We start from the raw sequence: 26,675 nt of genomic DNA, 5'->3' as shown, positions 1-26,675 counted from the left end.
CCGTGGCCTGATCCGAGCTGATCCAAACGAAACCCCCTAGATCAGGGCGAACTGGCCTTCCGGGCCCTCTTCGTGGTGGTCGAGGACGGAGGCGGGCCTGCGGGCCGCGTCCGGCACCGGAAGGACGCCCGCCGTGCGCAGCCCGTCCGCGGTGACGGGCGCCCCGACGGCCAGGTCCCGCTGCTGCGGCCGGAGTTCGGCCAGCAGGGTGAGCACCGTGACGAGTTCCAGCAGCTCGGAGGTCCAGGCCTGCGGCCAGCCGGCGGGCCGCACCGCTTCGAGGGTGCCCGGCTCCGTCGCCGCCGTCCTGGCCGCGAACCACTGCTCCAGCACGCGGACTCCGCCCGTCTCGAAGTCCCAGGCCTGCGGGGGCACCGGAGAGATCCGGCCCTCGTCCAGCAGCAGGGCCTCCTCGTCACGGTCGTAGCGCAGGTCGACGGGGCGGGCGGGCAGCGGGGCGCGCACATAGGGGCGACGGCCGCCGGGGAGCTTGGGACGCTCGCCGTCGCGGCGCATCAGCCACAGCATCCGGCGGCCCAACTCGACGCCGTGCGCCCACTCCTGGAGGTCCGCCGTGAGAGGGACCACCGGCCCGTCCGGGCCGGACCGCGCGACGGCCACCGTCCAGGCGAGGAAGTCCAGGGGCTCGGGGGAGTGGCCCAGCCGGGTGCCGAGATGGTCCAGCAGGCCGGGCGCCAGGTTCGGTTCCAGGCCCCCGGGCCTCCGGTACAGCGGGCGGACGCGACCGGAACGGGGCGTCGGCGTCCGGCCCGGGACAGCCTTCGCGGGCGGCGGGACGACGGGCGGCGCCGACGAGACGAGCAGCACGGGCCCGGACGGATCGGACCCGGCCGGCTGCTCCACCGCGAACACCTGTCGTGCGTCGGCCACCCGCCACAACTCGGGCCGTGCCGCGTCGATCAGCCGGTGGTCCGGGATCAGCCACTGCTCGTCGAAGGGGCCGTGGACCACGCGCACCGGCTCCGGGCACGGACCCGACTCGCGCGCCAGCCGGCCCGTCCCGGTCGACTGCCCCGGCAGTTGGCCGACGGCCGACTGCGTCGTGCGCGAGCGCGTCGGCTCGAACAGCGCCTCGCGGTCCGGGCCCTCCGCCTTCAGCAGGGCGTCCCACCGCGCCTTCAGGGACGCCGCGTCGGGGGCCGTCGGCCACCCCCGGCCCAGCCTCGGCGGTGCGACGGACCACGGCATGAGGTCCGCGAGCAGCGGGGCGTCGTCGTGCGTCACGCCCGGCATCGTACGACGTGGCCGCCGCCCGCCGCCTTGGTGCGGCATGCGTCAGTGGGCGTCGAGGGTGACGGTGAAGGAGAACCGGTCACCGCGGTAGTGGATGCGGGCCACGTCCAGGGCGCGGCCGTCCTCGCCGTGCACGATGCCCGTGTAGTGCAGGATGGGGCTCAGCAGCGGCACCTGGAGCAGCCGCGCCGTCTCCGGGTCCGCGAGCCGCGCCTCCACCGTGTCGGTGATCCGGCTGATGCGCACCCCCACCACGTCCCGGAGCACCTTGGTCATGGGCCAGCGCACCAGATCCTCCGGGTCGATCAGCGCGGCCAGCTCGGGACGCACGTAGTTGCGCGCATGGTTCGTCGGCTCGCCCGTCTTCTCGTCGCTGCGCAGCCGGTGGTACGTGCCCACCTCGGCCAGATCCGGGAAGTACTCGGCGAGTTCGGCGGACACCGGCACCGACCCGTGGTCGAGCAGCCGCGTCGTCATGCCCGACTGCTGCGCCACGATCGCGTCCACCGAGCCGAGCAGCCGCACGGGTGCGCCGCGCTGCGCGCTCGGCTCGATGAACGTGCCCCGCCGGCGATGGCGGGTGATGAGCCCTTCGTCCTCCAGCTCCTTGAGCGCCTGCCGCATGGTCAGCACGCTCACCCCGTAGTGGCCCGCCAGCTGCTCCTCGGTGGGCAGGCGCAGCGGGTCCTGGGGCGAGCGGCCGAGTATCGACGCGCGCAGGGACTGCGACACCTGATACCAGAGCGGCAGCTTGCGGTTCAGGACGATCGAGTCCGGGGCGAAGGAGGTCACGAGGGTATCCGTACCGGTCGCGGGCGTCGAATGCAACGGGTGGTGAATCTCAGTCCGTCGGACGGAAGTGCCGCTGGAGGCCCTGCCACACGTCGTCGTAGGCCTGTTGCAGGTGCTCCGCCCGCGCCGCCTGTGCCGTCGCGGTGACCGGCCAGCGGGTCTCGAACATGAACGCCAGCCCGTCGTCGATCTTGTGCGGACGCAGCTCCGCGGCGCTCGCCCGGTCGAAGGTCTCCCGGTCGGGACCGTGCGCCGACATCATGTTGTGCAGCGAACCACCACCCGGCACGAAGCCCTCCGCCTTCGCGTCGTACGCGCCCTCGATGAGTCCCATGTACTCGCTCATCACGTTCCGGTGGAAGTACGGCGGCCGGAAGGTGTCCTCGCCCACCAGCCAGCGCGGCGCGAAGACGACGAAGTCGACCCCGGCCAGGCCCGGGGTGTCCGAGGGGGAGGTCAGCACGGTGAAGATCGACGGGTCCGGGTGGTCGTAGCTGATGGTGCCGATCACATTGAAACGGCGCAGGTCGTAGACGTACGGCAGGTGGTTGCCGTGCCAGGCGACCACGTCGAGTGGCGAATGGTCGTACGTCGCGGTCCACAGGTTGCCGCAGAACTTGTTCACCACCTCGACCGGGCCCTCGACGTCCTCGTAGGCGGCGACCGGCGCGAAGAAGTCACGTGCGTTGGCCAGGCCGTTGGCGCCGATCGGGCCCAGGTCGGGCAGCTGGAAAGGAGCCCCGTAGTTCTCGCACACATAGCCGCGGGCCGCCGGGCTCGCGCCGCCGTCGGGCGCGGTGTCCAGCAGCTCCACGCGGAAGCGCACGCCGCGGGGGATCAGCGCGACATGGCCCGGCTCCGCGTGCAGCAGCCCGAACTCGGTGTGCAGCAGCAGCCCGCCGCGCTCGGGCACGATCAGCAGCTCGCCGTCGGCGTCGCTGAACACCCGCTCCATCGAGGAGTTGGCGTGATACAGGTGCACCGCCATGCCGGTGCGCTGTGCCGCGTCGCCGTTGCCGCCGAGCGTCCACAGGCCCGCGAGGAAGTCGGTGCCCTCGGCGGGTTCCGGCAGCGGGTTCCAGCGGAGGCGGTTCGGGTCGGGCACGGTCTCCGTGAAGGGCGCCGTGCGCAGTGCTCCGTTGTCCGTGCGGGTGAACGCCGGGTGCGCGGCAGACGGCCGGATCCGGTACAGCCAGGAGCGCCGGTTGTGCGCCCTGGGTTCGGTGAACGCCGTACCGCTCAACTGCTCCGCGTACAGCCCGAGCGGCGCCCGTTGCGGCGAGTTGCGGCCGTGCGGCAGGGCCCCGGGCACCGCCTCCGAGCTGTGTTCGTTGCCGAAACCGGAGAGGTAGGTCAGCCCCTCGGCCCTTTTCCTGGCGTCCCCGCTCATGATCGCTCCCTCGCGCCTGATTCCTATGCATCACCGTAGGATTCGCGGATTCCGTGCGCAAGAGGTCCGCTCCGGTCAACCTCCGTCGGCCGGCCCCGGTCCGATCAGCGCACCGACGTAGTCCTCAGGGGCCGCTGTACCGTGCAAGAACCCGACTCCAGGGGGATCCGGCTGTCGGACCCGTGTTCTACGCTCCCAGGCATGTCGAGGACGCGCGGACTGCTTGCCGCGCTCGCGGTCTGCGCGCTGCTGGGCGGGCCGTCGGGCTGCGGCTCCGGCGACGCGCACGAGCGGGAGGACGGACCGTCGGTCTCGCCCGTGGGCAAGGTGCTGGACGAGATGGACGAAGAGGGCCGGAACTACCGCGAGGTGGACAAGGAAGGGGCGCCGTATGTCTCGATCGAGGTTCAGCCGGACTCCGACGACAGCTGGGACGTGACCCTGGAGGTCCGCAACTTCCGCTTCTCGCCCGCAGGTACGCGCCCCGTCCCGGCGGCCGGTCGCGGCATCGCCCATCTCTATGTCGACGGCCGGACCATCGCCCGGCTCCGCAGTGCCGAGTACCACCTCGCCGGGCGGCTCGTCCCACGCGGCACCCATCACGTCACCGCGCGCCTGTACGCCGACGACGGCACCGTGTGGGCCGTCCGCGGCAAGCCCGTCGAGAGCACCGCCGACATCACGGCGTCGGAGGCCGGGACGCCGGGCGCCGCGGGGGCCACGCCGACCGGGGGGTCCACGGACACGGCCACCGACGGGTCGCTGTCGGCGCCCGGGTCCGGGTCCGCCTCGGTGACCGGATCCACGTCCGTGGCCGGATCCGTACCCGGCGACGTGTCCACGTCGGCCGCCGGGCCGGCCCGCGCCGACGACGGGGCCGTGACCGCCGACAGGTCCCCGTACGCCGACGGGTTCACCAGGGCGGGCGGGGTCCCGCGCGGCGTACGTCTCACGTCCGCCCCATGGGTCTCGCGCGCCGTCGTACCCGGCTCCGCCGAGAAGATGAGTGCCCACCGCATCGAGGGCCGTACTGATACGGGAGGTTCACCGGATCCCGGCGGAAAGGCATCATGAAGCCCGTGCCCCATGCGACCTCGCTGCGCAGAGCGCCCGTACAGCGGCGCAGCGCCGAACGACTGACCAGAATCCTCGACGCCTGCGCCGACCTCCTCGACGAGGTCGGCTACGACGGCCTGAGCACCCGGGCCGTGGCCCAGCGGGCCGGCGTGCCCATCGGCTCCGTCTACCGCTTCTTCGGCAACAAGCGCGCCATGGCCGACGCGCTCGCGCAGCGCAATCTGGAGCGCTACACCGAGCGTGTCACGGCGCGCCTGGCGGCGGCCGAGGGCGCCGGCTGGCGCACGGCCATGGACGCCGTGCTCGACGAGTACCTGGCCATGAAGCGCACCGCACCCGGCTTCTCCCTCGTCGACTTCGGCAACCAGATCCCCGTCGGCTCCCGCTACTCCGAGCCCAACACCCGTGTCGCCGACCGCCTCACCGACCTGCTCTCCGGCTACCTCGGACGCACCCCGGACGACGATCTGCGCCGCACCTTCCTGATCGCGGTCGAGACGGCCGACACCCTGGTGCACCTCGCCTTCCGGGTCTTTCCGAACGGGGACGAGCGGATCATCGAGGAGACCCGGGAGCTGCTGCGCGCGTACCTGGCCAGGGTCCTCGACTGAACCGTACGAGCGCGGGCGGGCGCCCGGCCGTGCCCGGTGGAGGCGCGCGCGGGCGTCCGCCGTACGCGGATCCGGCACGGCGCGCAGACGTCGCCCGTGCGGGAAGGCGGGAAGGCGGGAAGGCGGGAAGGCGGGAAGGCGGGAAGGCGCGCGGACGGTCCGGCACCTTGCCGCCGGTCCTGTGCCGGGCGGGCGTGCGACGTATGTGCCGACGGGCGTACGACGTACGTGCCGGCGGCCGGACGAGGTGCGTGCCGGCGGGCGCTCGGCCGGTGTCGCGCGGGGTGGGCGTACGGCGTCCACGCGGGGCGGCGTACGGCAGGCGTGCGGGGTCCGTGACCGTGCCGAACGGCCGGCGAATTTCCGACCGGGTTCCCGACACCCCTCCCCTCCATGCATACCGGTCGGTATGCTCGGGCCCCAGTTCGTGTGCCACCGACGCCACAGCCCTCCGGGAGGACCCGTGTCCCGCACCTCCGGCACCACTTCCGACGCCCGCACCGCCCTGCGGATCTGCCCCCTGTGCGAGGCCACCTGCGGGCTGACCCTCACCGTCGAGGGGAGTCGCGTCACCGGTGCCCGCGGTGACCGCGACGACGTGTTCAGCAAGGGGTTCATCTGCCCCAAGGGCGCCTCCTTCGGCGCGGTCGACGGCGACCCGGACCGGCTGCGCACGCCCCTCGTCCGCAAGGACGGCGAGCTGCGCGAGGCCACCTGGGAGGAGGCCTTCGACGCCGTGGCCGCGGGACTGCGCCCCGTCGCCGAGCGGTACGGTCCGAACGCGGTCGGCATCGTCCTCGGCAACCCCAACGTGCACACCATGGCCGGTGCCCTCTACCCGCCCGTGCTGCTCGCCGCCCTGCGCACCCGCAGCCTGTTCACCGCCTCCACGGTCGACCAGATGCCCAAGCACGTCTCCAGCGGGCTCCTGTTCGGCGACGCCAACGCGATCCCCGTGCCCGACCTGGACCACACCGACCACCTGCTCCTCATAGGCGCCAACCCGCTCGAATCCAACGGGAGCCTGTGCACCGCCCCCGACTTCCCGGGCAAACTCAAGGCGCTCAAGGCCCGCGGCGGCACCCTCACGGTGATCGACCCGCGCCGCACCCGTACCGCACGGCTCGCCGACCGGCACATCGCGATCCGGCCCGGCACCGACGCGCTGCTGCTCGCGGCGATGGCACAGGTTCTCTTCGAGGAGGACCTCGTCGATCTGGGGGACCTCGCTCCGCACGTCCAGGACGTCGCCGAACTGCGCGCCGAGCTGGCCGACTTCACCCCGGAGGCGGTCGCCGGCGCCTGTGACGTGGACGCGGACACGATCCGGGCCCTGGCCCGCGAACTCGCCGCCGCCCCGACCGCCGCCGTGTACGCGCGCATCGGCAGCTGCACCGTCCCGCACGGCACGCTCGCCAGCTGGCTCGTGGACGTCCTCAACATCCTCACCGGAAACCTCGACCGCCCCGGCGGCGCCCTCTTCCCGCAGGCCGCCACCGACAAGTCGCCCCGGCCCGCGGGACCCGGCCACGGCTTCGCGCTCGGCCGCTGGCACTCGCGCGTGCGCCGGCATCCCGAGGCGAAGGGCGAGCTGCCGCTCTCCGCGCTCGCCGAGGAGATCGACACCGCCACCGCCGAGGGCGAGCCGGTCCGCGCGCTCGTCGTCGTGGCCGCCAACCCCGTGCTCTCCGCCCCCGACGGCGCGCGGCTCGACAAGGCCCTGGACTCGCTCGACTTCATGGTCAGCGTCGACCCGTACCTGAACGAGACCTCGCGCCACGCCCATGTCGTGCTGCCCCCGCCGCCGCCCTCCCAGAGCCCGCACCACGACTTCGCGTTCAACACCCTCGCCGTACGCAACCAGGTCCGCTACACCCGCCCCGCCGTGCCCCTGGAGCCCGGCCGGATGGCCGAGTCGGAGATCCTGGCCCGGCTGATCCTGGCCGCCACCGGCATGCACGGCGCGGATCCGTCCGCCGTCGACACGATGGTGATCGACCAGACCCTCGGCAAGGCGGTCCACGAGGAGCACTCGCCCGTGCACGGCCGGGACCCGCGCGAACTCGCCGCACAACTCACCGGGGACACCGGTCCCGAGAGGCGGCTCGACATGATGCTGCGCCTCGGCCCCTACGGCGACGGCTTCGGCGTACGGCCCGACGGGCTGACCCTGGAGAAGCTGCTCGCGCACCCGCACGGCATCGACCTCGGCCCGCTGGCACCGCGCCTGCCGCAGCCGCTGAAGACCAGGAGCGGCAAGGTCGAACTGCTGCCGCAGCCCCTCGCGGACGATCTGCCGCGCCTACGGGAGGCGCTGGCGCAGCGCCCCGACGGGCTCGTCCTGATCGGCCGCCGTCACCTGCGCTCCAACAACAGCTGGATGCACAACGTGCCCGCGCTCACCGGCGGAACCAACCGCTGCACCCTGCACATCCACCCCGAGGACGCGCAACGCCTCGGGGTGCGCGACGGAGCGGACGTACGGGTGAAGGGCGCCGGGGGAGAGGTGGTCGCCCCGGCCGAGGTCACCGACGGCGTCCGGCCGGGCGTGGTGAGCCTGCCGCACGGCTGGGGCCACGACCGCCCCGGCACCCGCATGCGGCATGCCTCCGCCGCCCCCGGAGTCAACGTCAACCAGCTCCTCGACGGCAGTCTGCTCGACCCGCTGTCGGGCAACGCGGTCCTCAACGGAGTACCGGTCGAACTCACCGCAACCTTGTGACCTGGAGTTTTGCGCTTATTGCTCGCGTGTCAACGTCTTGTTAACGCCGTTTGACGGGACCTAACGTCGTCGCACCGCCTGCCCGGTGGGATGTTCAAGGGCGAACGTTAGGTATCCACTCATGCTGACCATCCTCGGCTTCACCATGATCGCGACCTTCCTGGTCCTGATCATGCTGAAGAAGATGTCGCCGATCGCGGCGCTCGTGCTGATCCCGGCACTCTTCTGTGTCTTCGTCGGCAAGGGCGCCGACCTCGGTGACTACGTCATCGACGGCGTCACCGATCTCGCCCCGACTGCGGCGATGCTGATGTTCGCGATCGTCTACTTCGGTGTGATGATCGACGTCGGCCTCTTCGACCCGATCGTCCGGGGGATCCTCAAGTTCTGCAAGGCCGATCCACTGCGCATCGTCGTCGGCACCGCGGTCCTCGCCGCGATCGTGTCGCTGGACGGCGACGGCTCGACCACCTTCATGATCACGGTCTCGGCGATGTACCCGCTGTACAAGCGGCTGAAGATGAGTCTCGTCGTGATGACCGGCGTCGCCGCCATGGCCAACGGCGTGATGAACACGCTGCCCTGGGGCGGCCCGACCGCCCGCGCCGCCACCGCGCTCAAGGTCGACGCGTCCGACATCTTCGTGCCGATGATCCCCGCGCTCGCCGTCGGCCTGCTCGGCGTCCTGGCCCTCTCCTTCGTCCTCGGCCGCCGCGAGCGCAAGCGGCTCGGCGTGCTCACCCTCGACGAGGTGCTGGAGCCGCAGGAGGCCGAGACGGTGCTCGTCGCCGCGGGCGGCGGTGACGCCGGCAGGCCCGTGCGCACCGGTGGGGCCGGTTCCGGAACCGACGCGGACGCCGACCCGTCCGGCGAGGACGACGCGTTCAAGGGACTCGACCCCGAACGCGCCACCCTGCGCCCCAGGCTCTACTGGTTCAACGCGCTCCTCACGGTCACCCTCCTCACCGCCATGATCATGGAGTGGCTGCCGATCCCGGTGCTCTTCCTGCTCGGCGCCGCCCTCGCGCTCACCGTCAACTTCCCCCACATGCCCGACCAGAAGGCCCGCCTCGGCGCCCACGCCGAGAACGTCCTCAACGTCTCCGGCATGGTCTTCGCCGCCGCCGTGTTCACCGGCGTCCTCCAGGGCACCGGCATGGTCGACCACATGGCCGGCTGGCTCGTCGACAACATCCCCGACGGCATGGGCCCGCACATGGCCTTCGTCACCGGCGTCCTGAGCATCCCGCTGACGTACTTCATGTCCAACGACGGCTTCTACTTCGGTATCCTCCCGGTCCTCGCCGAGGCCGGACACGCGCACGGCGTCTCCTCCCTGGAGATCGCCCGCGCCTCGATCGTCGGCCAGCCGCTGCACATGTCGAGCCCGCTGGTGCCCGCCGTGTACGTCCTGGTCGGCATGGCCAAGGTCGAGTTCGGCGACCACACGCGGTTCGTGGTGAAGTGGGCGGCGCTCATCTCACTGGTGGTGCTCGGCGCCGGAATCCTCTTCGGCATCATCTGATGCCCGACGCCTCACCTCGCGAGCGGCCCGGCAGGGGCTGGCTGCTGCGCCTCGTCATCGCCTTCGGCTTCGCGCAGGGGGCGGTGTCGATGGCCCGGCCCGCCGTCTCCTACCGGGCCCTCGCGCTGGGCGCGGACGAGCGCGCGATCGGTGTGATCGCCGGTGTGTACGCGCTGCTGCCCCTCTTCGCCGCAGTGCCGCTCGGCCGCCGTACCGACCACGGCCGGTGCGCGCCGCTGCTGTCGCTGGGCGTCGTCCTCATATCCGGCGGCTGCGCGCTGAGCGGCGTGGCCGGCACCCTGTGGTCGATGGCGGTCTGGAGCGGGGTGATGGGACTCGGCCACCTCTGCTTCGTGATCGGCGCACAGTCGCTCGTCGCCCGCCGGTCCGCCGCGCACGAACAGGACCGCAACTTCGGGCACTTCACCATCGGAGCCTCGCTCGGCCAGCTCGTCGGCCCCGTCGCGGCGGGCGCCCTGATCGGCGGCCCCGACATGGCGGGCACCAGTGCGCTCGCGCTGCTCGTCGCGGGCGTGCTCGCGGCGGTCGCGCTCACCTCGCTGTGGCGCATCGAGCACCGTACGGCGGTCAAGTCGCACGGCACGGAGGGTGATCGGGTCCCCGTGGGGCGCATCCTGCGCACCAGGGGCGTGCCCGCGGGCATCTTCGTCAGCCTCGCCGTGCTGTCCGCCACCGACATCCTCACGGCGTACCTCCCCGTCGTCGGCGAGCACCGGGGGATCGCGCCGTCCGTGGTGGGGCTGCTGCTGAGCCTGCGCGCGGCGGCCACCATCGCCTGCCGGCTGGTGCTGACCCCTCTGCTGCGGGTGCTGGGACGCGCGCTGCTCCTCACGGTGACCTGTCTGCTGGCGGCCGTCCTGTGCGCCGGCGTCGCGCTGCCGCTGCCGGTGTGGGCGCTGGCCGTGGTGCTCGTCGTCCTGGGCTTCTGCCTCGGGGTCGGTCAGCCGCTGTCCATGACGACGGTGGTGCAGGCCGCCCCCGACGGCGCCCGCTCCACGGCGCTCGCGCTGCGACTGACGGGCAACCGGCTGGGGCAGGTGGCGGCGCCCGCCGCGGCGGGGCTGGTGGCCGGAGTCGCGGGCGTGGCCGCACCGTTCGTGATGCTCGGCGCGCTGTTGCTGCTGTCCTCGGGGATCGCGCTGCGTTCGCCGGCGAAGCCCGGCCGGGTGCGTGCCGGGGGAGCGCGGACAGGGGTTCCGTTGCGCCGCAAGAGCGATATCTGACGGGGTGCAGGGCGGTGTTGCCGCTCTTCTCCGGACGGATGTGAAAGAGAGTCAGATGAACGCCTGATTTGTATGAAAATCATCTGACTTGGAGGATGTGCATGCCCACCTCGCCTCTGTCGTTCCGGCCGGCGCCGTCGCGCACCGCCGCCGCACGCGCGGGCGCCGCCGTCGCCCTGGCGGCGCTCACGGCCGCTGGCGCCGCTGTTCTGGGGACCCCGGCCGCATTCGCCGCTCCCGGCGACAACGGCGACGTCAAGGTCCACAGCACGACCACTTCCGTCGACGACCAGAGGGACGAGCCGAAGGTCTGCGAGTTCTACCTGGACGCCTTCAACTTCGACCCGAGTCAGTCCGTGAGCTGGTCGATCGCGGCCCAGCCCCCCGTGGTCGACGGCTCCGTCCTCTCGGGCACACTCGCCCTCCCCGCGTCCGGCCACGGCCGGACCGCCGACATGGTGCTTCCCAACGGCCAGTACAAGCTGACCTGGGCGATCGCGGGCGGCAACGGCGCGGGCAAGCACAAGGTCTTCAAGGTGGACTGTGCCGGCGCGACCCCCAGCCCGACGGTGACGGCGACGGCTCCGGGTGGCGGGACGGGCGGACAGGGCGGTCCCGGCGCCGGACCGGGCGGGCTCGACGGCGGACCGAACGGCGGACCTGCCGCGGGCGGTGGCGGACTCGCGCGCACCCAGGACTTCTCGCCGGTCGCCGGCGCGGCGGCCGTGGGTCTGGTCGTGACCGGGGGGGTCGTGTACCTCAGGCTGCGCCGGCGTACCGATGGTGCGGCGTAGGCGCTCCCGGAGGCCCTGGTACCGGACGCGCGCCTACCGTCTGACGCGGACCGCCGTGCTCGCCACCGCACTGGTGGCGGGCGGCGTCCGGTGGGCGGGGAGCGACGAGCCGACGGGGTCCGGGGCGGTGGCCGTGGCCGAGTCCCCCGGCCCGGCCGCCGCCACCGCGCCCGGGAGGGACGCGGGACGTACGGACCGGGCGAACGCGCGGCGGCCCGGCGGCGTGCCGCGCGGGGCACGGGCGGGCCGGACCGCTCCCGCCCGGCCGGTCCGGCCGCCGACACCGCTCCCGCGCTCGCGTGCGACGGCGATCGACATCCCGTACTTCCGGCTGGCGGCCCCGGCCGTCGCCGTCCGGCTCGATCGCGAGCGGCGCCTGACCGTGCCGCCCGTGGACGACCCGAAGGTGGTCGGCTGGTACGAGGGCGGAGCCACGCCGGGCGAGCGGGGCACGGCCGTCGTCGTCGGGCACCGCGACACCAGGACGGGACCCGCGGTCTTCGCGGCGCTCGGGCGGCTGCCGGTCGGCCGGCTGATCGAGGCCCGGCGCGCCGACGGGCGGGTCGCCGTCTACACGGTGGACGCCGTGAGGACGTACGAGAAAGCACGCTTCCCCAACAAGGAGGTGTACGGCGACAGGCAGCGCCCCGAGCTGCGTCTGATCACGTGCGGCGGTGTCTACGACCGCAGGAAGGGCTACGCCGGCAACATCGTCGTCTTCGCCCACCTCACTCAGACACGGGGGCGCGCCCGCACCACGTGAGGGCGCCCGCCGCACCCGGCCGGTCGCGCCGGGCGGGGCACCGCACCGCGGTCCGGTGCCCCGGCCCGCCCGGGCCGTGCCCGACGGTCCGGGCGGGGTGGCCGGGAGTCCTACGGCCAGGCGCCCGGGTGTCCGACGTGCCGGTGCCCGGACCGGGCGGGGCACCGGCGGCCACCGGTACCTGATCGTCCGTTTACGCCCGTGCCGAACCGGATGGTCCGATCCCGCCGGATGTCTTCCCCCGGGCGTGCGCGGTCCGTTAACTTCCGTGACTCATGCGTCCCGTACGACCCGCACGGGACGTTCGACACCACGCTCTGGCGTCCAGTGAGCCCCCGGGGGCACCTCTCATGACACGCGCCATCTCCCTGCACAGCGTCAGCAAGTCGTACACACGCGGCGTCCGCGTGGTGGAGCGGTTGTCGCTCGACATCCGGCCGGGCGAGTTCCTGGTCCTGCTGGGGCCCTCCGGCTGCGGCAAGTCGACGGTGCTGAGGATGATCGCCGGACTCGAAGAGGTCACCGAGGGCGAGGTGCGTCTCGACGGCGAGTACGCCAACGACCTGCCGCCGTCCGGGCGTGACATGGCCATGGTCTTCCAGAACTTCGCCCTGTACCCGAGCATGACCAGCCGCGACAACATCGGCTTCCCGCTGCGCATCGAGTCGCCCGGCGACGATCCGCGCCCGCGGGTGGACGCCACCGCCCGGATGCTCGGCATCCAGGACCTCCTCGACCGCTTCCCGAACCAGCTCTCCGGCGGCGAACGCCAGCGCGTCGCCATGGGACGGGCGATCGCGCGGCATCCGTCCGCCTTCCTGATGGACGAGCCGCTGTCCAACCTGGACGCCAAGCTCCGCAACCACCTGCGGGCCGAGATCGCCCGGCTCACCAGGGATCTGGGCACGACGACGGTCTACGTCACCCACGACCAGGCGGAGGCGATGTCGCTCGGCGACCGGGTGGCCGTACTGCGCGGCGGGGTGCTGCAACAGCTCGGTACGCCCCGGACGGTCTACTCGCTGCCCGCGAACGTCTTCGTCGCCGCCTTCATCGGCACTCCGCGGATCAACCTGCTGCGCGGCCTGGTCCGGGCGCCGCTCGACGGCGCGATGTCGATCAGCCTGGGCAAGCAGTACCTCCGGCTGCCCGAACCCCTGTCCCTGGACCACCAGTTGCTGCGGGTCCAGCAGGGCCGCGAGGTCATCGTCGGACTGCGCTCCGAGGCCGTACGGCTCGCGAAGCCGTCCGCCGCCCGGCCCGGCGAGGTGGCGATCAGCGGGCTCGTCGAGCACGTGGAGTACCAGGGGCACGAGGTCCTCGTCCACTTCAACACGGGGTCGCGGCCCGCCGTCGTACCGGAGCTGGAGTCGCCGCGTCCGACCCGCCCGGTCCGGCGACGGCGGCGCGAGGGCACGGTCCTCGACCGGCTGCGGGAGCGCGCCGGGGCCCTGCGGGCCGGCCCGGTGGTGGTCCTGGAGCATCCGGGGGACGCGGAACCCGACGTCCCCGACCTGGCGCCGCCCGAGGGCCGGCTGCCCGGGGACCTCGTCGTCCGCACCACGCCCGACATCGAGCTGCGGCACGGCATGCAGGTCCCCCTCCTCGTGGACCTCGCGCATCTGTTCGTCTTCGACCAGCACGGTGAACGCATCTGTCCGGCTCCGGCGCGGCTGCCGGACCTGGAGGAGTGAGTTCCGCTAGGCAGACCCGCATGACCCCGCACAGTCTGCACGCCCGTCCGGTCGCCACCACCGCCACCGCCACCGTCCTGCTCCTCGCCGGCGCTCCCGCCACCCATGCCGTGTTCGGCGACGGGGAACCGCGGGCCGCGGTGCGCGGAGCCGCGTACGTGGAGACCCGGCTCCTCTTCGGCACGACGCGGCCCGACGGCGGATCCGCCGTCACCGACCGGCAGTTCATGGACTTCGTCGACCACGAGGTGACGCCGGAGTTCCCCGACGGGCTCACCGTGCGGGAGGGGCGCGGCCAGTGGCGGGACGCGCACGGCATGATCGAGCGGGAGCGGTCGTACGAGCTGGTGCTGCTCTACCCGGTCGCGCGGGCCGCTGCGAGCGACCGGAGGATCGAGGAGATCCGGAGTGCCTACCAGCGGGCGTTCGCCCAGGAGTCGGTGGGCCGGGTCGACGACCAGGAGCAGGTCGACTTCTGACGGACGGCCCCCGAGGATGCCCTGGGGCCGGCCACCCCTGGCGCCCCAAAACTATCATCGCTAGTTTAGGGTCCGGACGACGCGTCCCCGCCCGGGAGGAACACGATGAAGGCACATGACGGCATGTACATCGACGGCACCTGGCGCCCCGCCGCCGGCCGGGACACGATCGAGGTCGTGAACCCCGTCGACGAGCAGGTGATCGGCCGGGTCCCGGCGGGCACGGCCGAGGACGTCGACGCCGCCGTGCGCGCGGCCCGCGCCGCCTTCCCGGGCTGGGCCGCGACCCCGCCCGCCGAACGGGCCGCGCGGCTCGCCGCGCTCCGTGACGCACTCGTCGCGCGCAAGGAGGAGATCGCCGAGACCGTGACGGCCGAGCTGGGCTCGCCGCTCGCGTTCTCCCAGGCCGTGCACGCGGGCGTGCCGATCCTGGTCGCCGGCTCCTACGCCGAACTGGCCGCGACGCACGACTTCGAGGAGAGGGTCGGCAACTCGACCGTCTACCAGGAGCCCGTCGGCGTCGTCGGCGCGATCACCCCGTGGAACTACCCGCTGCACCAGATCGTCGCCAAGGTCGCCCCGGCGCTCGCGGCGGGCTGCACCGTCGTCCTGAAGCCCGCCGAGGACACCCCGCTCACCGCGCAGCTCTTCGCCGAGGCCGTGACCGACGCGGGCATCCCGGCCGGTGTGTTCAACCTCGTCACCGGCCTCGGTCCGGTCGCGGGCCAGGCCCTCGCCGAGCACCCGGACGTCGACCTGGTCTCCTTCACCGGCTCCACCGCGGTCGGCCGGCGGATCGGCGCCACGGCCGGAGCCGCCGTCAAGCGGGTCGCCCTCGAACTGGGCGGCAAGTCCGCCAACGTCATCCTGCCCAGCGCGGACCTGGCCAAGGCGGTGGCCGTCGGGGTCGCCAACGTGATGTCCAACTCGGGCCAGACGTGCAGCGCCTGGACCCGGATGCTCGTGCACACCGGGCAGTACGAGGAGGCGGTCGAGCTGGCCGCGGCCGCCGCCGCGAAGTACGGCGACCGCATCGGCCCCGTCGTCAACGCCAAGCAGCGCGACCGCGTCCGCGGCTACATCGACAAGGGCCTGGCCGAAGGCGCGCGGCTCGTCGCGGGAGGCACCGAATCCCCGCACACACAGGGGTACTTCGTCAGCCCCACCGTCTTCGCCGACGTGACCGAGGAGATGTCGATCGCCCAGGAGGAGATCTTCGGGCCGGTCCTGTCGATCATCCGCTACGAGGACGAGGAGGACGCCCTGCGGATCGCCAACGGCACGGTGTACGGGCTCGCGGGCGCGGTCTGGGCGGGCGAGGAGGCCGAGGCGGTCGCCTTCGCGCGGCGGCTCGACACGGGGCAGGTCGACATCAACGGAGGACGCTTCAACCCCCTCGCCCCGTTCGGCGGTTACAAGCAGTCGGGCGTCGGGCGCGAGCTCGGATCGCACGGCCTGTCCGAGTACCTCCAGACCAAGTCCCTCCAGTTCTAGGCCCCAGGAGCACGCACATGGTTCGCGCCGCAGTCCTTCCCTCCGTGGGCGCTCCGCTGGAGATCGCCGAGATCGACCTCCCCGAACCGGGCCCCGGCCAGGTCAGGGTCAGGCTCGCCGCCGCCGGGGTCTGTCACTCCGACCTGTCCCTGTCCGACGGCACCATGCGGGTGCCCGTCCCCGCCGTCCTCGGACACGAGGGCGCCGGCACCGTCGTCTCCGTCGGCGAGGGCGTCACCCATGTCGCGCCCGGCGACGGCGTGGTCCTCAACTGGGCGCCGTCCTGCGGCGCCTGCCACGCCTGTTCGCTCGGCGAGGTGTGGCTGTGCGCCAACGCCCTGGCCGGCACGGCGGACGTGTACGCGCGCCGCGCCTCGGACGGCAGCGACCTCCATCCCGGCCTGAACGTGGCCGCGTTCGCCGAGGAGACCGTCGTCGCCGCGAACTGCGTCCTGCCCGCACCGGACGGAGTCCCCCTGACCGACGCGGCCCTCCTCGGCTGCGCCGTCCTCACCGGTTACGGCGCCGTCCACCACTGCGCGCAGGTGCGGCCCGGCGAGACGGTCGCGGTGTTCGGCGTCGGCGGGGTCGGGCTCGCGGCCCTCCAGGCCGCCCGGATCGCGGGTGCCTCGAAGATCGTCGCCGTCGACGTCTCGCCCGAGAAGGAGTCCCTCGCGCGGGACGCCGGAGCGACCGACTACGTCGTCGCCTCCGACACCACCGCGCGCGAGATCCGCGGCCTCACCGGCAAGCAGGGCGTCGACGTCGCCGTCGAGTGCGTGGGGCGCGCCGTGACCATCCGCAGCGCCTGGGACTCCACACGGCGCGGCGGCCGCACCACCGTCGTCGGCATCGGCGGCAAGGACCAGCAGGTCACCTTCAACGCGCTGGAGATCTTCCACTGGGGCAGGACCCTCGCGGGCTGCGTCTACGGCAACTGCGACCCGGCGCGGGACCTGCCGGTCCTCGCGGAGCACGTCCGGGCCGGGCGCCTGGACCTCGGGAGCCTGGTCACGGACCGGATCGCCCTCGACGGCATCCCGGCGGCGTTCGACAACATGATCGCGGGCAAGGGCGGCCGGGCCCTGGTCGTGTTCTAGCCGCGCCCGCCCGATCCCGGGCCGGTTGCCGGTCCGGGACCGGGCGGACCGGCACCGGCCCTGGATCAGGCCTGTTCCGGTTCGGGGCGGCGCTCCGGGGCGGTCGTCGCCGTCCCGGCGTCCGGAGGCACGAGTTCCGAGGCCGCCGCCGTCCGGGCACGGGGCCGGGAGCGCGACACCGCGACACCCGCCAGGCACAGCGCCCCGCCCGCCAGGGTGAGCGGCCCCGGCACCTCGCCGAGGAACAGCCAGGACATCAGGACGACGAGCGCGGGCACCGCGTACGTCGTCGCGCCCATGCGGCTGGCGGTGGTGCGGGCCAGCGCGTACGCCCAGGTCGTGAAGGCCAGCGCGGTCGGGAAGAGGCCCAGATAGACCATGTTGAGCGTGGCGGAGGCCGGCGCCTTCGCCGCCTCCGTAACGAGCTGCCCGGCGAAGGGCAGGCAGGCGACGGCACCGACCAGGCAGCCGAACGTGGTGACCTGGAGCGCGCCGGCCCGGCCGAGCGCCGGCTTCTGCGCCACCACACCGCCCGCGTAGCCCACCGCGGCGAGCAGACACAGGACGACCCCGAGGACCGACGAACCGCCCTCGCCCGACATCGACAGACCGACGGCGACGGCACCCGCGAACGACACGGCCATGCCCGCCAGCAGCCGGGGCGGCATCGGGTCCCCGAGCAGCCGGGAGCCGAGAAGGGCGATGAGGATCGGGCCGATGTTCACCACGAGTGCCGCCGTGCCCGCGTCCACCTGCTGCTCGCCCCAGTTCAGGACGACCATGTAGAAGCCGAACCACAGCAGTCCGGATATCGCGATCCCGGGCCAGGCCGCCCGGGGCGGCCACCCCTCCCTGCGGATCAGACAGACGCCCCCGAGCGCGAGGGCCCCGGCGAGCAGCCGCCCCAGTGCCAGCGCGCCCGGCGAGTACGCCTCGCCCGCGCTGCGGATCGACACGAAGGCGGAGGCCCACAGTCCGACGGTGACGGTCGCGGCGCCCGCGGCGAGCAGCCGCGTGCGCCCGGTGGACGGGGCGGGCCGGGAGGTGTTCATCATGCTCCTGAGGCTAGGCGGGGGGCGGGCGGAGGTCTCGCGGATTTCGGACGCCTGCCTGCGGCGCCGGTGCCGCATCCCCGTGCGCGGGGAAGGGGCGGGCAGGGGCAGGTCAGCGCAGCGCGGCCGCCTCGACGCCCAGGAGCTCCGCGAGGGCCCGTTCGCCCTCGGGGGTCACCTTGACGGCCCGCTCCGTGCCGACCCGCACACACCACTTCGCGTCCAGGGCGTGCCGGCACAGGGCCGCGCCGGCGCCGCCCGCGAGGTGCGGCCGGCGTTCGGTCCAGTCCAGACAGGCCCGGGTGAGCGGGCGACGGGCCGTGAGGTCGAGGCCGATGCCGACGGAGTCGAACCACCGCAGTCCGGCGTCGGTGAGGGCGAACCCGGTGTCCTGGCGGAGCAGGCCGCGGGTGGTGAGGGCATCGGTGAGGGCGATGCCGAGGCGCCCGGCGAGATGGTCGTAGCAGGTGCGGCCGCGAGCCATCGCGGACACCGCGCTCGACTCCCGGAGCGTGCGCGGGCGTTCGGTCCCGGCCGGCCCGACGTGGGCGGCGAGATCCTCGACGATCTGCGCGACGCGGGGACCCGCCAGCCGTACGTAGCGGTGCCTGCCCTGCCGTTCCTCGGTGAGCAGCCCGCCCGTGACGAGCCTGCCGAGGTGCTCGCTGGCCGTGGAGGGGGCGACCTGGGCGTGCCGCGCCAGCTCGCCCGCGGTCCAGGCCCGCCCGTCGAGCAGGGCGAGCAGGAACCCGGCCCGCGTCTCGTCCGCGATCAGCGCCGCGAACCCCGCGAGTCCCGCTGCCCTGCTGCGCGTCGGCCTCGTCATGCCCTCCAGCATGCGCCACGGACGTTACGGTCCCCACCGAAACGTCCTCGCCGCCGGAGCGCGGCGGCCGGAGGCCGAGGTGCGGGCATGTCCGCGGAGGCCGGACGTGACCGCTGGAGGTGGCGGCGTGGCCGCGTCCCAGCCGTCCCGGACGCGGTCGCCGGAGGCCGAGGTGCCGAAGTGCCATGGCGGCCGGGGCGTACGGCCGGAGGCCGAGGGGCCGGGACGTGCGACAAGCCGTGGCGTGGCGGCGAGAGGCCCGAGGTGCCGAGTGGCCTCCGCAGGCCCTGCGCGGCCGGCGGAGGCCGAGGCGGGGTGTCTCCGTCGTCCCGGGCGCGGCCACGGGGGAGGCCGCCGACCTGCCCGGACCGGTCCGCTCAGCTCCCCACCGTCAGCTGCGCGTACTGGGTCGACAGGCCGTCCAGCAGCGCGGTGAGGCCCGTCTCGAAGGCCCGTTCGTCGATCTTCTCCTGCTGTTCGGCGAGCAGGTGCGCCTGCCCCAGGTGGGGATAGTCCGCGGGGTCGTACGCGTCCGCGTCGTCGACGAAGCCCCCGGCGAACGAGCCCAGCGCGGAGCCCATGATGAAGTACCGCATCAGCGCCCCGATCGAGGTGGCCTGGGAGGGCGGCCACCCCGCCTCGACCATCGCACCGAACACCGCGTCGGCGAGCCGCAGGCCCGCGGGCCGCCGCCCGGGGCCGCGCGCGAGCACCGGAACGATGTTCGGGTGGTCGCGCAGGGCGGCCCGGTAGGAGACGGCCCAGTCGTGCAGCGCGGTGCGCCACTCGCGGCCGTCCTCGAACATCGTCAGGTCGACCTGTGCGCTGACCGAGTCCGCGACCGCCTCCAGGATCTGGTCCTTGGTGCGGAAGTGGTTGTACAGGGACGGCCCGCTGACCCCGAGTTCGGCGGCGAGCCGGCGCGTCGAGACGGCCGCGAGGCCCTCGGCGTCCACCAGCTCCCGCGCGGCGTCCACGATGCGGTCGGTGCTCAGCAGGGGCTTGCGCGGTCGGGCCATGGCGCACATAGTAGGGCTGCATTCGGAAACTAGCAGTGCTAATTTAAATGTACTGCTTTCAATGTCCGCAATCTGTGGGGTGACTCGGTATGAACCTGGAGCTCAGCGAGGAGCAGACCGCCGTCCGGCAGCTCGCCAAGGACTTCGTGGACCGCGAGATCGCCCCGCACGTCGTCGAGTGGGACCGCGCCGAGGAGGTCGACCGGTCCGTCGTGAAGAAGCTGGCCGAGGTCGGCTTCCTCGGGCTGACCATCGACGAGGAGTACGGCGGCAGCGGCGGCGACCACCTGGCGTACTGCCTGGTCACGGAGGAGCTGGGGCGCGGCGACTCGTCCGTCCGCGGCATCGTCTCCGTCTCGCTGGGCCTCGTCGCCAAGTCGATCGCCCACTGGGGCACCGAGGAGCAGAAGCGGCGCTGGCTGCCGGGGCTCACGGCCGGCGAGTACGTCGGCTGCTTCGGGCTCACCGAGCCCGGTACGGGATCGGACGCGGGCAGTCTGGCGACCCGGGCCGTGCGCGACGGCGACGACTACGTCGTCAACGGCACCAAGATGTTCATCACCAACGGCACCTGGGCCGACGTCGTCCTGCTGTTCGCCCGCTCCACCGACGCGCCCGGCCACAAGGGCGTCTCGGCCTTCCTGATACCGACCGACACCCCCGGCCTGAGCCGCCGCACCATCCACGGCAAGCTCGGGCTGCGCGGGCAGGCCACCGCGGAACTGGTCCTGGATGACGTACGGGTACCGGCGAGCGCGATGATGGCGCCCGAGGGCAAGGGCTTCGCCGTCGCGATGTCCGCGCTCGCCAAGGGCCGGATGTCGGTGGCGGCGGGATGCGTCGGCATCGCCCAGGCCGCGCTGGACGCCGCGGTGCGGTACGCCTGCGAACGGGAGCAGTTCGGGAAGCCCATCGCCCAGCACCAGCTGGTGCAGGAGCTGATCAGCGACATCGCCGTCGACGTGGACGCCGCACGGCTGCTGACCTGGCGGGTCGCCGATCTCGTCGACCGCGGCCTGCCGTTCGCCACCGAGTCCTCGAAGGCCAAGCTGTTCGCCTCCGAGGCCGCCGTGCGCGCCGCGAACAACGCCCTCCAGGTCTTCGGCGGCTACGGCTACATCGACGAGTACCCGGCGGGCAAGCTGCTGCGCGACGCGCGCGTGATGACCCTCTACGAAGGCACCAGCCAGATCCAGAAGCTGGTCATCGGGCGTGCGCTGACCGGGGTTTCGGCCTTCTGAGTACGTCCCGCGCGTTCCTGAGTATCTCGGCGGATGCGACGGCCCGGCCCCGGCGGCGACGCTTTCCCCATGAGTGAGACACCGGTCAAGCAGCAGAACACGGCCGCCTTCTACGGACAGGCCGTCGCCTCCTTCTCGGTCGCCATGGCCGCGACCGCCCTGGGCATCTTCAAGCTCCAGGCCGACGCCTGGGTGCGGGGCTTCCTCGCCATCGCGGTCCTGTACCTGGTGACGTCCGCCTTCACCCTGGCCAAGGTGATCCGCGACCGTCAGGACGGCACGCGTGCCGGCGGGCGGGTGTACGACCCCTTCGAGAAGCTCTGATCCACCCCGGGGCGGAGCATGTCGCCCCGGGCCGGTGCTTCCGTGCCGAGCGGGGGATCTAAGCGGGCGCTCAGGTTCAGGGGTATGGTGTTCACCCTGTCGGTGGAGAAGGGGCGAACAGCGATGAGTACGGCGGAGGAGACGGCCGGCGGCGAGATGCAGCCGTGGGCCGAGGTCACCCCGGACGCGGCCCGGCGGCTGCTCGTCGCCGCCGTGGAGGCCTTCGCCGAGCGCGGGTACCACGCGACGACGACCCGGGACATCGCGGGCCGTGCCGGCATGAGCCCGGCTGCCCTGTACATCCACTTCAAGACCAAGGAAGAGCTGCTCCACCGGATCAGCAGGATCGGTCACGCGAAGGCCCTCGACATCCTGCGGACGGCCGCCCGGGGCGAGGGCGACGCGACCGAGCGCCTCGCGGACGCCGTGAGCTCCTTCGTGCGCTGGCACGCCGGAGGGCGCACCACCGCGCGGGTCGTGCAGTACGAACTGGACTCGCTCGGACCCGACGCCCGCGCCGAGATCATCGGGCTGCGCCGCCAGGTCGACGCCGAGGTGCGCGGGATCATCCAGGACGGCGTGGCCGCGGGCGACTTCGACGTGCCCGACGTCCCCGGCACCACCCTCGCCGTGCTCTCCCTCTGCATCGACGTGGCCCGCTGGTTCAACGTGGACGGACCCCGGACGCCGGACGAGGTCGGCGCGCTCTACGCCGACCTCGTGCTGCGGATGGTGGGAGCCGGGAAGTAGCCCGGGCGCACCGGGCGGCGGTCAGAAGTAGTAGCGGGACACCGACTCGGCCACGCACACCGGCTTGTCGCCGCCCTCGCGCTCGACGGTCACCGCGGCCGTGACCTGCACGCCGCCGCCCGCCTCGGTGACGTCCGTGAGGACCGCGGTGGCGCGCAGCCGGGAGCCCACCGGCACCGGGGCGGGGAAGCGCACCTTGTTGCTGCCGTAGTTGACGCCCATCTTCATGCCCTCGACGCGCATGACCTGCGGCACCAGCGCGGGCAGCAGCGACAGCGTGAGGTAGCCGTGCGCGATGGTCGTGCCGAACGGGCCCGCGGCGGCCTTCTCCGGGTCTACGTGGATCCACTGGTGGTCGCCCGTGGCGTCCGCGAACAGGTCGATCCGCTTCTGGTCGACCTCCAGCCAGTCGCTGTGTCCCAGCTGTTCGCCCACCGCCGCCTTCAGGTCGTCGGCGGACGTGAAGATCCTCGGCTCTGCCATGTCCCTGGCCTCCCGCGTCGCAATGTCTAAGCAACTGCTTAGCATGGTCGGATGGAGGGCTCCTGTCAACGCACCGCGGGCATGCCGGGGTGGGTTAGGTTCGAGGGGTGCCCCAGATTCCAGAGAAGATCCACGAGCTCACGGTCGGCCAGCTGTCGGCCCGCAGCGGCGCGGCCGTCTCCGCCCTGCACTTCTACGAGTCCAAGGGCCTGATCAGCAGCCGCCGCACCAGCGGGAACCAACGCCGCTACCACCGTGACGCACTGCGTCGCGTCGCCTTCGTCCGGGCGGCGCAGCGCGTCGGTATCCCGCTCGCCACGATCCGCGAGGCCCTCGCCGAACTCCCCGAGGAGCGGACCCCGACGCGGGAGGACTGGGCCCGGCTCTCGGAGGCCTGGCGCTCCGAACTCGACGAGCGCATCAAGCAGCTGGGCCGGCTGCGGGACCACCTCACCGACTGCATCGGCTGCGGCTGCCTGTCCCTGGAGAACTGTGTGCTCTCCAACCCGGACGACGTCTTCGGCGAGCGTCAGACCGGCTCCCGGCTCATGGTGGAACGCTCCGGGCGCACCGCGCGGCCGGAGCCGGCGAACGACTGCCGCTGAGCCTGGTCACCGGCCTCGCGTGAGTGGGCGCGCGACAGCCTCCGGGCTCCCGTCACCGGGCTGACGGGGGCCGGTGCGCGACGGCCGCCGGTCCCGGTCACCGGCCTCGCGAGACCGGGCTGCGACGGCCTCCGGGCATCGCCGCAGGGCCCCGCGTCCGGGCGGGATCCGGCGGCGCACCCGCGCCACGTCCGGTCCCGGGGCGGCGAGGCCCGGGACCGGTGGGCGCGGTGGGTCACTCGTACTCCGTGCCGCCCTTGCGGGTCAGGTAGGCCGGGCTGACCGCCTTCGCGATGGCCCGGCCGCCCGTCACCGGGCTGTAGCGCTCGGTGGACGTGCGGACGACCACGCCCTCGCGCAGGTGCAGGTCGCGCCCGGACACCGTCTCCCGGCCGGTCGCTGTCTCCAGGACCTTCGCGATGTCGTACGGCCCCTCGTACAGCCGTGGCACCAGCGGCAGTTCGCCCTCCAGCAGGGCCGCCGCGTCCAGCCAGCGGACCTCGCCGTCGATCTCCGCGGACACGTCGAACACGGCGTAGCCGAGGGTCTCGCGGCGTCCGTCGGCGCCGTACGACAGGTCCTGCACGCCCGCCCCGTACACCTCGCCGAAGATGCCGACGCGGCGCGCGCCCAGGTGGCCGGCGAGCCGGGCCGCGGCCTCCGCGACCCCGTGCCCGCGCACGGCCCGCCAGTACAGATTGCGCGGGTCCTCCTTCAGGGCGAGGGACTTGGCGCCGAAACCCTTCGAGGAGACGTACACGCGGTCCTCGGCGGCGACGTACGTCAGCAGGCAGGCCGATCCGTGCAGCTTCTCGGTCAGGACGACGGGCTCGCCGGGGGTGAAGATGTCCGGATAGCGCTGGAGGTTCTCGATGTCGACCCAGGGCAGCAGGTCGGGCGCGGACTCGACGTCACCGTCCATCGTGGGCGGGACGGGCGGCACCCACTTGACGATGCCGAGCACCTCGGCGAAGTCGGTCCCCTCCTCGGCGGCCCGCGCCAGGTCGACGTCCGCGAGCGCCCGCGGGCGGCACACGATGCCCTGCGACAGCTCACCGCGCAGCCGTACCGCCTTGACCCGGTCCGAACCGCTGCCCGCCAGGCGGCCGGTCAGCCCGAGCTCCTCGATCAGTCCGGCCGGGAGCACGGACTGCTCCGGGATGTAGACGGCTCGCTCGCCGGTGCGGTAGGCGCCCTTGGCGACCACGGCCCGGTAGAGGCCGACCTGGGCCAGTTCGAGGGCGTCGGCGTTCGGATGCTCGTGGATGGTCAGCACTTCGGCGGTGACGCGCAGCGTCGACATCGGGACTCCTCGGGTTCCTCAGCTGTGTTTCATCGCCTCCCACTGTCCGGACGGGAAAGTGCTGGATCGAGCGGATTTGCTGCTGCTAGCGTGTGGCGCTTCCGCCGCGTGCCGTGCGGTACTCGGCCAGTGCCCGCGTGACCAACTGGGCGTTGGACGCCGCCCGTTGTCCCTCCGGCAGGGTCAGGGTGTCCTCCAGGCCGATACGCGTCGCCAGCCCCTGCCGGCCCGCGAGCCGCAGCACCGGCCAGGTGCCGCCGTCGAGGCCGTGCAGCAGCACGGGCCGGCCGTGGTGCCGCTCCGCGCGGGTGAGGCCGCCGGCAAGCGAAGGGTCTGTGCCGAGGTCGGCGAGCAGCGTCAGGGCCGACTCCTGCGCCGAGCGCGGCGAGTCGTCCATGACCTCGGCCAGGACGCGCAGGACGCGCGGCCCGAGGGGCGACGCGGCGAAGCGCTCCGCGCCGTCCGTGCCCGACCAGATGCCCGCCTCCACGCCGATGCCACGGTCGAGGAGCGCCGCCGCCACGTCCTCGGCGCCCGGCTCGTGCCAGTTGACCGAGGCGTGGTCGGGCAGGACGGTCCAGGACCGGACCCGCTCCACGCGGGCCACCGGATCGGGCTCGGCCCACGCGCCCGTGGTCACCCCGACCGGGACGTCCACCCGCGCCCGTATCGCCTCCAGAGTGGCCGCCAGGGCCTTCGGCGACAAAGTGTCCTGGCCGCAGGGGGACTTGGGATGGACATGGATGTCCGACGCCCCGGCCGCGACCGCCTCGGCCGCGGACCGGGCCATCGCCTCAGGCGACATCGGCACGACGGCACCGTCGGCCGGCCCGCGCGCTCCGTTCAGACAGACCTGCACCATGCCTCGATGGTGCCACCCACCACCGACAACCGGCCCCCGACGGCCACGCGTCCGACCCGCACCCCGCGGGACGGCCACGCGTCCGACCCGCACCCCGCGGGACGGCCACGCGTCCGACCCGCACCCCGCGGGCGACTGCGGCGCGGTCCAGCCGGGGGCGGCGCCGCGGGATCGAAGAGTCGCGGGCAGTCCCGGGAGCGCCTTCTGCCGAGTCGGCCCCGCGGGGTCAACGGTCCGTGCCGCCTCACTGCGTGGACGGGTTTCAGGTCGGTCCGGCGTGGTCGACGGGTCGCGGGCGGCGCCTGCCGAGGTGGCCGCGAGGGTCAACGGTCCGTGCCGCCCCACCGCGTGGACAGGCTTCAGGACGGCCCCGCGCAGTCGACCGGCCGCGGGCGGCGCCCAGGGGATCGGCGAATCGCGGGCGGCCCTGGGCCGGCGGTTCGGCCCGGGTGGCCCCACGGCGTCGACAGGCCGCGGCGGCCCACGGCGTCGACGGGCTTCAGGACAGCCCCGCGTGGTCGACGGCCCTCGGCGGCCCAGGGCGGCCGACGGGCCGGCGGGCCAAGCGCGTTCGCGCGGGGGTGCGGCTCCGTCGACGCACCCCCGTCCTGCTCAGGCCGACATCAGCAGCCGTCCACGCCTGGACTCCGCCAGGGCCTCGGGTGTCAGAACGGGCCGCGGCACCACGATTCCGCAGCTCGTGCAGACGGGTCCCGACGACGGCTCGTGGGCCAGGTCGTACCTCCAGGTGAGGCGCTCTCCGGCGCACACCGGGCAGACCGTGCCCGACTCGCGCTCCAGCGCGGCGATCAGCCGGCGCAGCACCTCGGCCAGTGGTTCACGGGGATGTACACGGGGGTCGTCGCACCATGCGACGCCGAAGCCGCCCCAGGTCAGCCGGTGCCAGTCGTCGACACTGCCCGGCCTGCGCAGTCCGTCGTGCTTCTCCTTCTTGCGGCGCTGCGCGAACTCGACCTCGTAGGCGAGCCAGACGGAGCGGGCCTCCTCCAACTCCTCCAGCGCGGCCACGAGCCGCGCCGGATCGGGGGACCGGTCCTCCGGACCGAACCCGGCCCGGGAGCACAGATGGTCCCAGGTCGCCCGGTGCCCATAAGGGGCGAACCTCTCAAGGCACTTGCGCAGCGAGTACCGCCGCAGTGCCAGATCGCACCTCGGATCCCGCACCTGTCTCGCCAGACTCCGGAAACCCGCCATCGCCCTGCACCTCCGTCACACCTGCACCTGAACTTCGGTCACTTCGGCGTCGTCGT

25 protein-coding genes are annotated in these 26,675 nt (G+C 73.2%); 15 read left to right on the top strand and 10 right to left on the bottom strand.

Annotated features, from left to right (window positions below; all coding sequences use genetic code 11):
* Positions 1-36: 36 nt before the first annotated feature.
* Genes BKI49_RS06725 through hmgA form a run of 3 tightly spaced genes read right to left on the bottom strand, consistent with a single transcriptional unit; the run spans position 37 to position 3,436 of the window.
* Positions 37-1,254 carry a type ISP restriction/modification enzyme gene (locus BKI49_RS06725; RefSeq protein ID WP_095933272.1) on the bottom strand — a complete coding sequence of 406 codons (1,218 nt, stop codon included), beginning with the start codon at positions 1,252-1,254 and terminating at the stop codon, positions 37-39.
* Between the two features lie 42 nt (positions 1,255-1,296).
* Entirely contained in the window at positions 1,297-2,046 is a 750-nt protein-coding gene (locus tag BKI49_RS06720) for a GntR family transcriptional regulator (RefSeq protein ID WP_095933271.1), read from the bottom strand.
* Between the two features lie 49 nt (positions 2,047-2,095).
* Entirely contained in the window at positions 2,096-3,436 is a 1,341-nt protein-coding gene (gene hmgA, locus BKI49_RS06715) for a homogentisate 1,2-dioxygenase (RefSeq protein WP_095933270.1), read from the bottom strand.
* 201 nt (positions 3,437-3,637) lie between these two features.
* On the opposite strand from hmgA, the gene BKI49_RS35685 reads away from it, so the two are divergent.
* The 11 genes from BKI49_RS35685 to BKI49_RS06660 all read left to right on the top strand — a co-directional run bounded on the left by BKI49_RS35685 (position 3,638) and on the right by BKI49_RS06660 (position 16,939).
* The gene (locus BKI49_RS35685; RefSeq protein ID WP_257004642.1) at positions 3,638-4,510 is read left to right on the top strand and encodes a nuclear transport factor 2 family protein; all 873 of its coding nucleotides are present in this window, start codon (positions 3,638-3,640) and stop codon (positions 4,508-4,510) included.
* Entirely contained in the window at positions 4,507-5,124 is a 618-nt protein-coding gene (locus BKI49_RS06705) for a TetR/AcrR family transcriptional regulator (protein ID WP_095933269.1), read from the top strand. Before BKI49_RS35685 ends, BKI49_RS06705 begins: the two co-directional genes overlap by 4 nt.
* A 409-nt stretch (positions 5,125-5,533) precedes the next feature.
* Positions 5,534-7,846, top strand: a complete 2,313-nt coding sequence (locus BKI49_RS06700) for a molybdopterin oxidoreductase family protein (RefSeq protein ID WP_373557523.1) — start codon at positions 5,534-5,536, stop codon at positions 7,844-7,846.
* Between the two features lie 121 nt (positions 7,847-7,967).
* Positions 7,968-9,371: a CitMHS family transporter gene (locus tag BKI49_RS06695; RefSeq protein ID WP_095933267.1), complete on the top strand. Its 1,404-nt coding sequence runs from the start codon at positions 7,968-7,970 to the stop codon at positions 9,369-9,371.
* Entirely contained in the window at positions 9,371-10,615 is a 1,245-nt protein-coding gene (locus BKI49_RS06690) for an MFS transporter (protein ID WP_095933266.1), read from the top strand. The genes BKI49_RS06695 and BKI49_RS06690 overlap by 1 nt, the downstream gene beginning before the upstream one ends.
* 101 nt (positions 10,616-10,716) lie before the next feature.
* On the top strand, positions 10,717-11,409 hold the full coding sequence (locus BKI49_RS06685) for a hypothetical protein (RefSeq protein WP_095933265.1): 693 nt from the start codon (positions 10,717-10,719) through the stop codon (positions 11,407-11,409).
* A 55-nt stretch (positions 11,410-11,464) separates the two neighbouring features.
* Positions 11,465-12,172 carry a class F sortase gene (locus BKI49_RS06680; RefSeq protein WP_306453543.1) on the top strand — a complete coding sequence of 236 codons (708 nt, stop codon included), beginning with the start codon at positions 11,465-11,467 and terminating at the stop codon, positions 12,170-12,172.
* Positions 12,173-12,522: 350 nt separating this feature from the next.
* On the top strand, positions 12,523-13,866 hold the full coding sequence (locus BKI49_RS06675) for an ABC transporter ATP-binding protein (RefSeq protein WP_095933263.1): 1,344 nt from the start codon (positions 12,523-12,525) through the stop codon (positions 13,864-13,866).
* Between the two features lie 20 nt (positions 13,867-13,886).
* A complete protein-coding gene (locus tag BKI49_RS06670) occupies positions 13,887-14,345 on the top strand; it encodes a DUF3574 domain-containing protein (RefSeq protein ID WP_095933262.1) in 459 nt (152 codons plus the stop codon).
* A gap of 105 nt (positions 14,346-14,450) precedes the next feature.
* Positions 14,451-15,839 (top strand): aldehyde dehydrogenase family protein, encoded by a 1,389-nt coding sequence (locus BKI49_RS06665; RefSeq protein ID WP_095933261.1) that lies wholly within the window; start codon positions 14,451-14,453, stop codon positions 15,837-15,839.
* A gap of 17 nt (positions 15,840-15,856) precedes the next feature.
* Positions 15,857-16,939, top strand: coding sequence for a Zn-dependent alcohol dehydrogenase (locus tag BKI49_RS06660; protein WP_095933260.1), 1,083 nt, complete (start codon positions 15,857-15,859; stop codon positions 16,937-16,939).
* A 65-nt stretch (positions 16,940-17,004) separates the two neighbouring features.
* Here the strand turns inward: BKI49_RS06660 and BKI49_RS06655 are convergent, their stop codons facing one another.
* From BKI49_RS06655 to BKI49_RS06645, 3 genes are all read right to left on the bottom strand, one after another.
* Complete coding sequence (locus tag BKI49_RS06655) at positions 17,005-17,994, bottom strand: DMT family transporter (RefSeq protein WP_095933259.1); 990 nt, start codon at positions 17,992-17,994, stop codon at positions 17,005-17,007.
* A 109-nt stretch (positions 17,995-18,103) separates the two neighbouring features.
* Positions 18,104-18,829 (bottom strand): ArsR/SmtB family transcription factor, encoded by a 726-nt coding sequence (locus BKI49_RS06650; RefSeq protein WP_095933258.1) that lies wholly within the window; start codon positions 18,827-18,829, stop codon positions 18,104-18,106.
* 365 nt (positions 18,830-19,194) lie between these two features.
* The gene (locus BKI49_RS06645) at positions 19,195-19,836 is read right to left on the bottom strand and encodes a TetR/AcrR family transcriptional regulator (RefSeq protein ID WP_095933257.1); all 642 of its coding nucleotides are present in this window, start codon (positions 19,834-19,836) and stop codon (positions 19,195-19,197) included.
* An 89-nt stretch (positions 19,837-19,925) separates the two neighbouring features.
* Here BKI49_RS06645 and BKI49_RS06640 point away from each other — a divergent pair, with 89 nt between their 5' ends.
* The 3 genes from BKI49_RS06640 to BKI49_RS06630 all read left to right on the top strand — a co-directional run bounded on the left by BKI49_RS06640 (position 19,926) and on the right by BKI49_RS06630 (position 22,151).
* Complete coding sequence (locus BKI49_RS06640; protein ID WP_095933256.1) at positions 19,926-21,077, top strand: acyl-CoA dehydrogenase family protein; 1,152 nt, start codon at positions 19,926-19,928, stop codon at positions 21,075-21,077.
* A 69-nt stretch (positions 21,078-21,146) separates the two neighbouring features.
* Complete coding sequence (locus BKI49_RS06635; RefSeq protein ID WP_095933255.1) at positions 21,147-21,401, top strand: YiaA/YiaB family inner membrane protein; 255 nt, start codon at positions 21,147-21,149, stop codon at positions 21,399-21,401.
* Positions 21,402-21,524: 123 nt separating this feature from the next.
* Entirely contained in the window at positions 21,525-22,151 is a 627-nt protein-coding gene (locus BKI49_RS06630) for a TetR/AcrR family transcriptional regulator (protein WP_095933411.1), read from the top strand.
* A gap of 21 nt (positions 22,152-22,172) precedes the next feature.
* On the opposite strand, the gene BKI49_RS06625 is transcribed toward BKI49_RS06630, so the two are convergent.
* Positions 22,173-22,634 carry a MaoC family dehydratase gene (locus BKI49_RS06625; protein ID WP_095933254.1) on the bottom strand — a complete coding sequence of 154 codons (462 nt, stop codon included), beginning with the start codon at positions 22,632-22,634 and terminating at the stop codon, positions 22,173-22,175.
* Between the two features lie 107 nt (positions 22,635-22,741).
* On the opposite strand from BKI49_RS06625, the gene soxR reads away from it, so the two are divergent.
* Complete coding sequence (gene soxR / locus BKI49_RS06620; RefSeq protein ID WP_095933253.1) at positions 22,742-23,239, top strand: redox-sensitive transcriptional activator SoxR; 498 nt, start codon at positions 22,742-22,744, stop codon at positions 23,237-23,239.
* 235 nt (positions 23,240-23,474) lie between these two features.
* Here the strand turns inward: soxR and BKI49_RS06615 are convergent, their stop codons facing one another.
* The 3 genes from BKI49_RS06615 to BKI49_RS06605 all read right to left on the bottom strand — a co-directional run bounded on the left by BKI49_RS06615 (position 23,475) and on the right by BKI49_RS06605 (position 26,619).
* Positions 23,475-24,542 (bottom strand): RNA ligase (ATP), encoded by a 1,068-nt coding sequence (locus tag BKI49_RS06615; protein WP_095933252.1) that lies wholly within the window; start codon positions 24,540-24,542, stop codon positions 23,475-23,477.
* Positions 24,543-24,627: 85 nt separating this feature from the next.
* Positions 24,628-25,404, bottom strand: a complete 777-nt coding sequence (locus tag BKI49_RS06610) for a 3-keto-5-aminohexanoate cleavage protein (protein WP_179332354.1) — start codon at positions 25,402-25,404, stop codon at positions 24,628-24,630.
* A gap of 612 nt (positions 25,405-26,016) precedes the next feature.
* Complete coding sequence (locus BKI49_RS06605) at positions 26,017-26,619, bottom strand: hypothetical protein (protein ID WP_095933251.1); 603 nt, start codon at positions 26,617-26,619, stop codon at positions 26,017-26,019.
* Positions 26,620-26,675 lie beyond the last annotated feature (56 nt).

It is taken from the genome of Streptomyces sp. Tue6028, assembly GCF_002300165.1.
GTDB classification, from domain to species: Bacteria; Actinomycetota; Actinomycetes; order Streptomycetales; family Streptomycetaceae; genus Streptomyces; species Streptomyces siamensis.
This window is presented reverse-complemented; position numbering and strand designations above follow the sequence as displayed.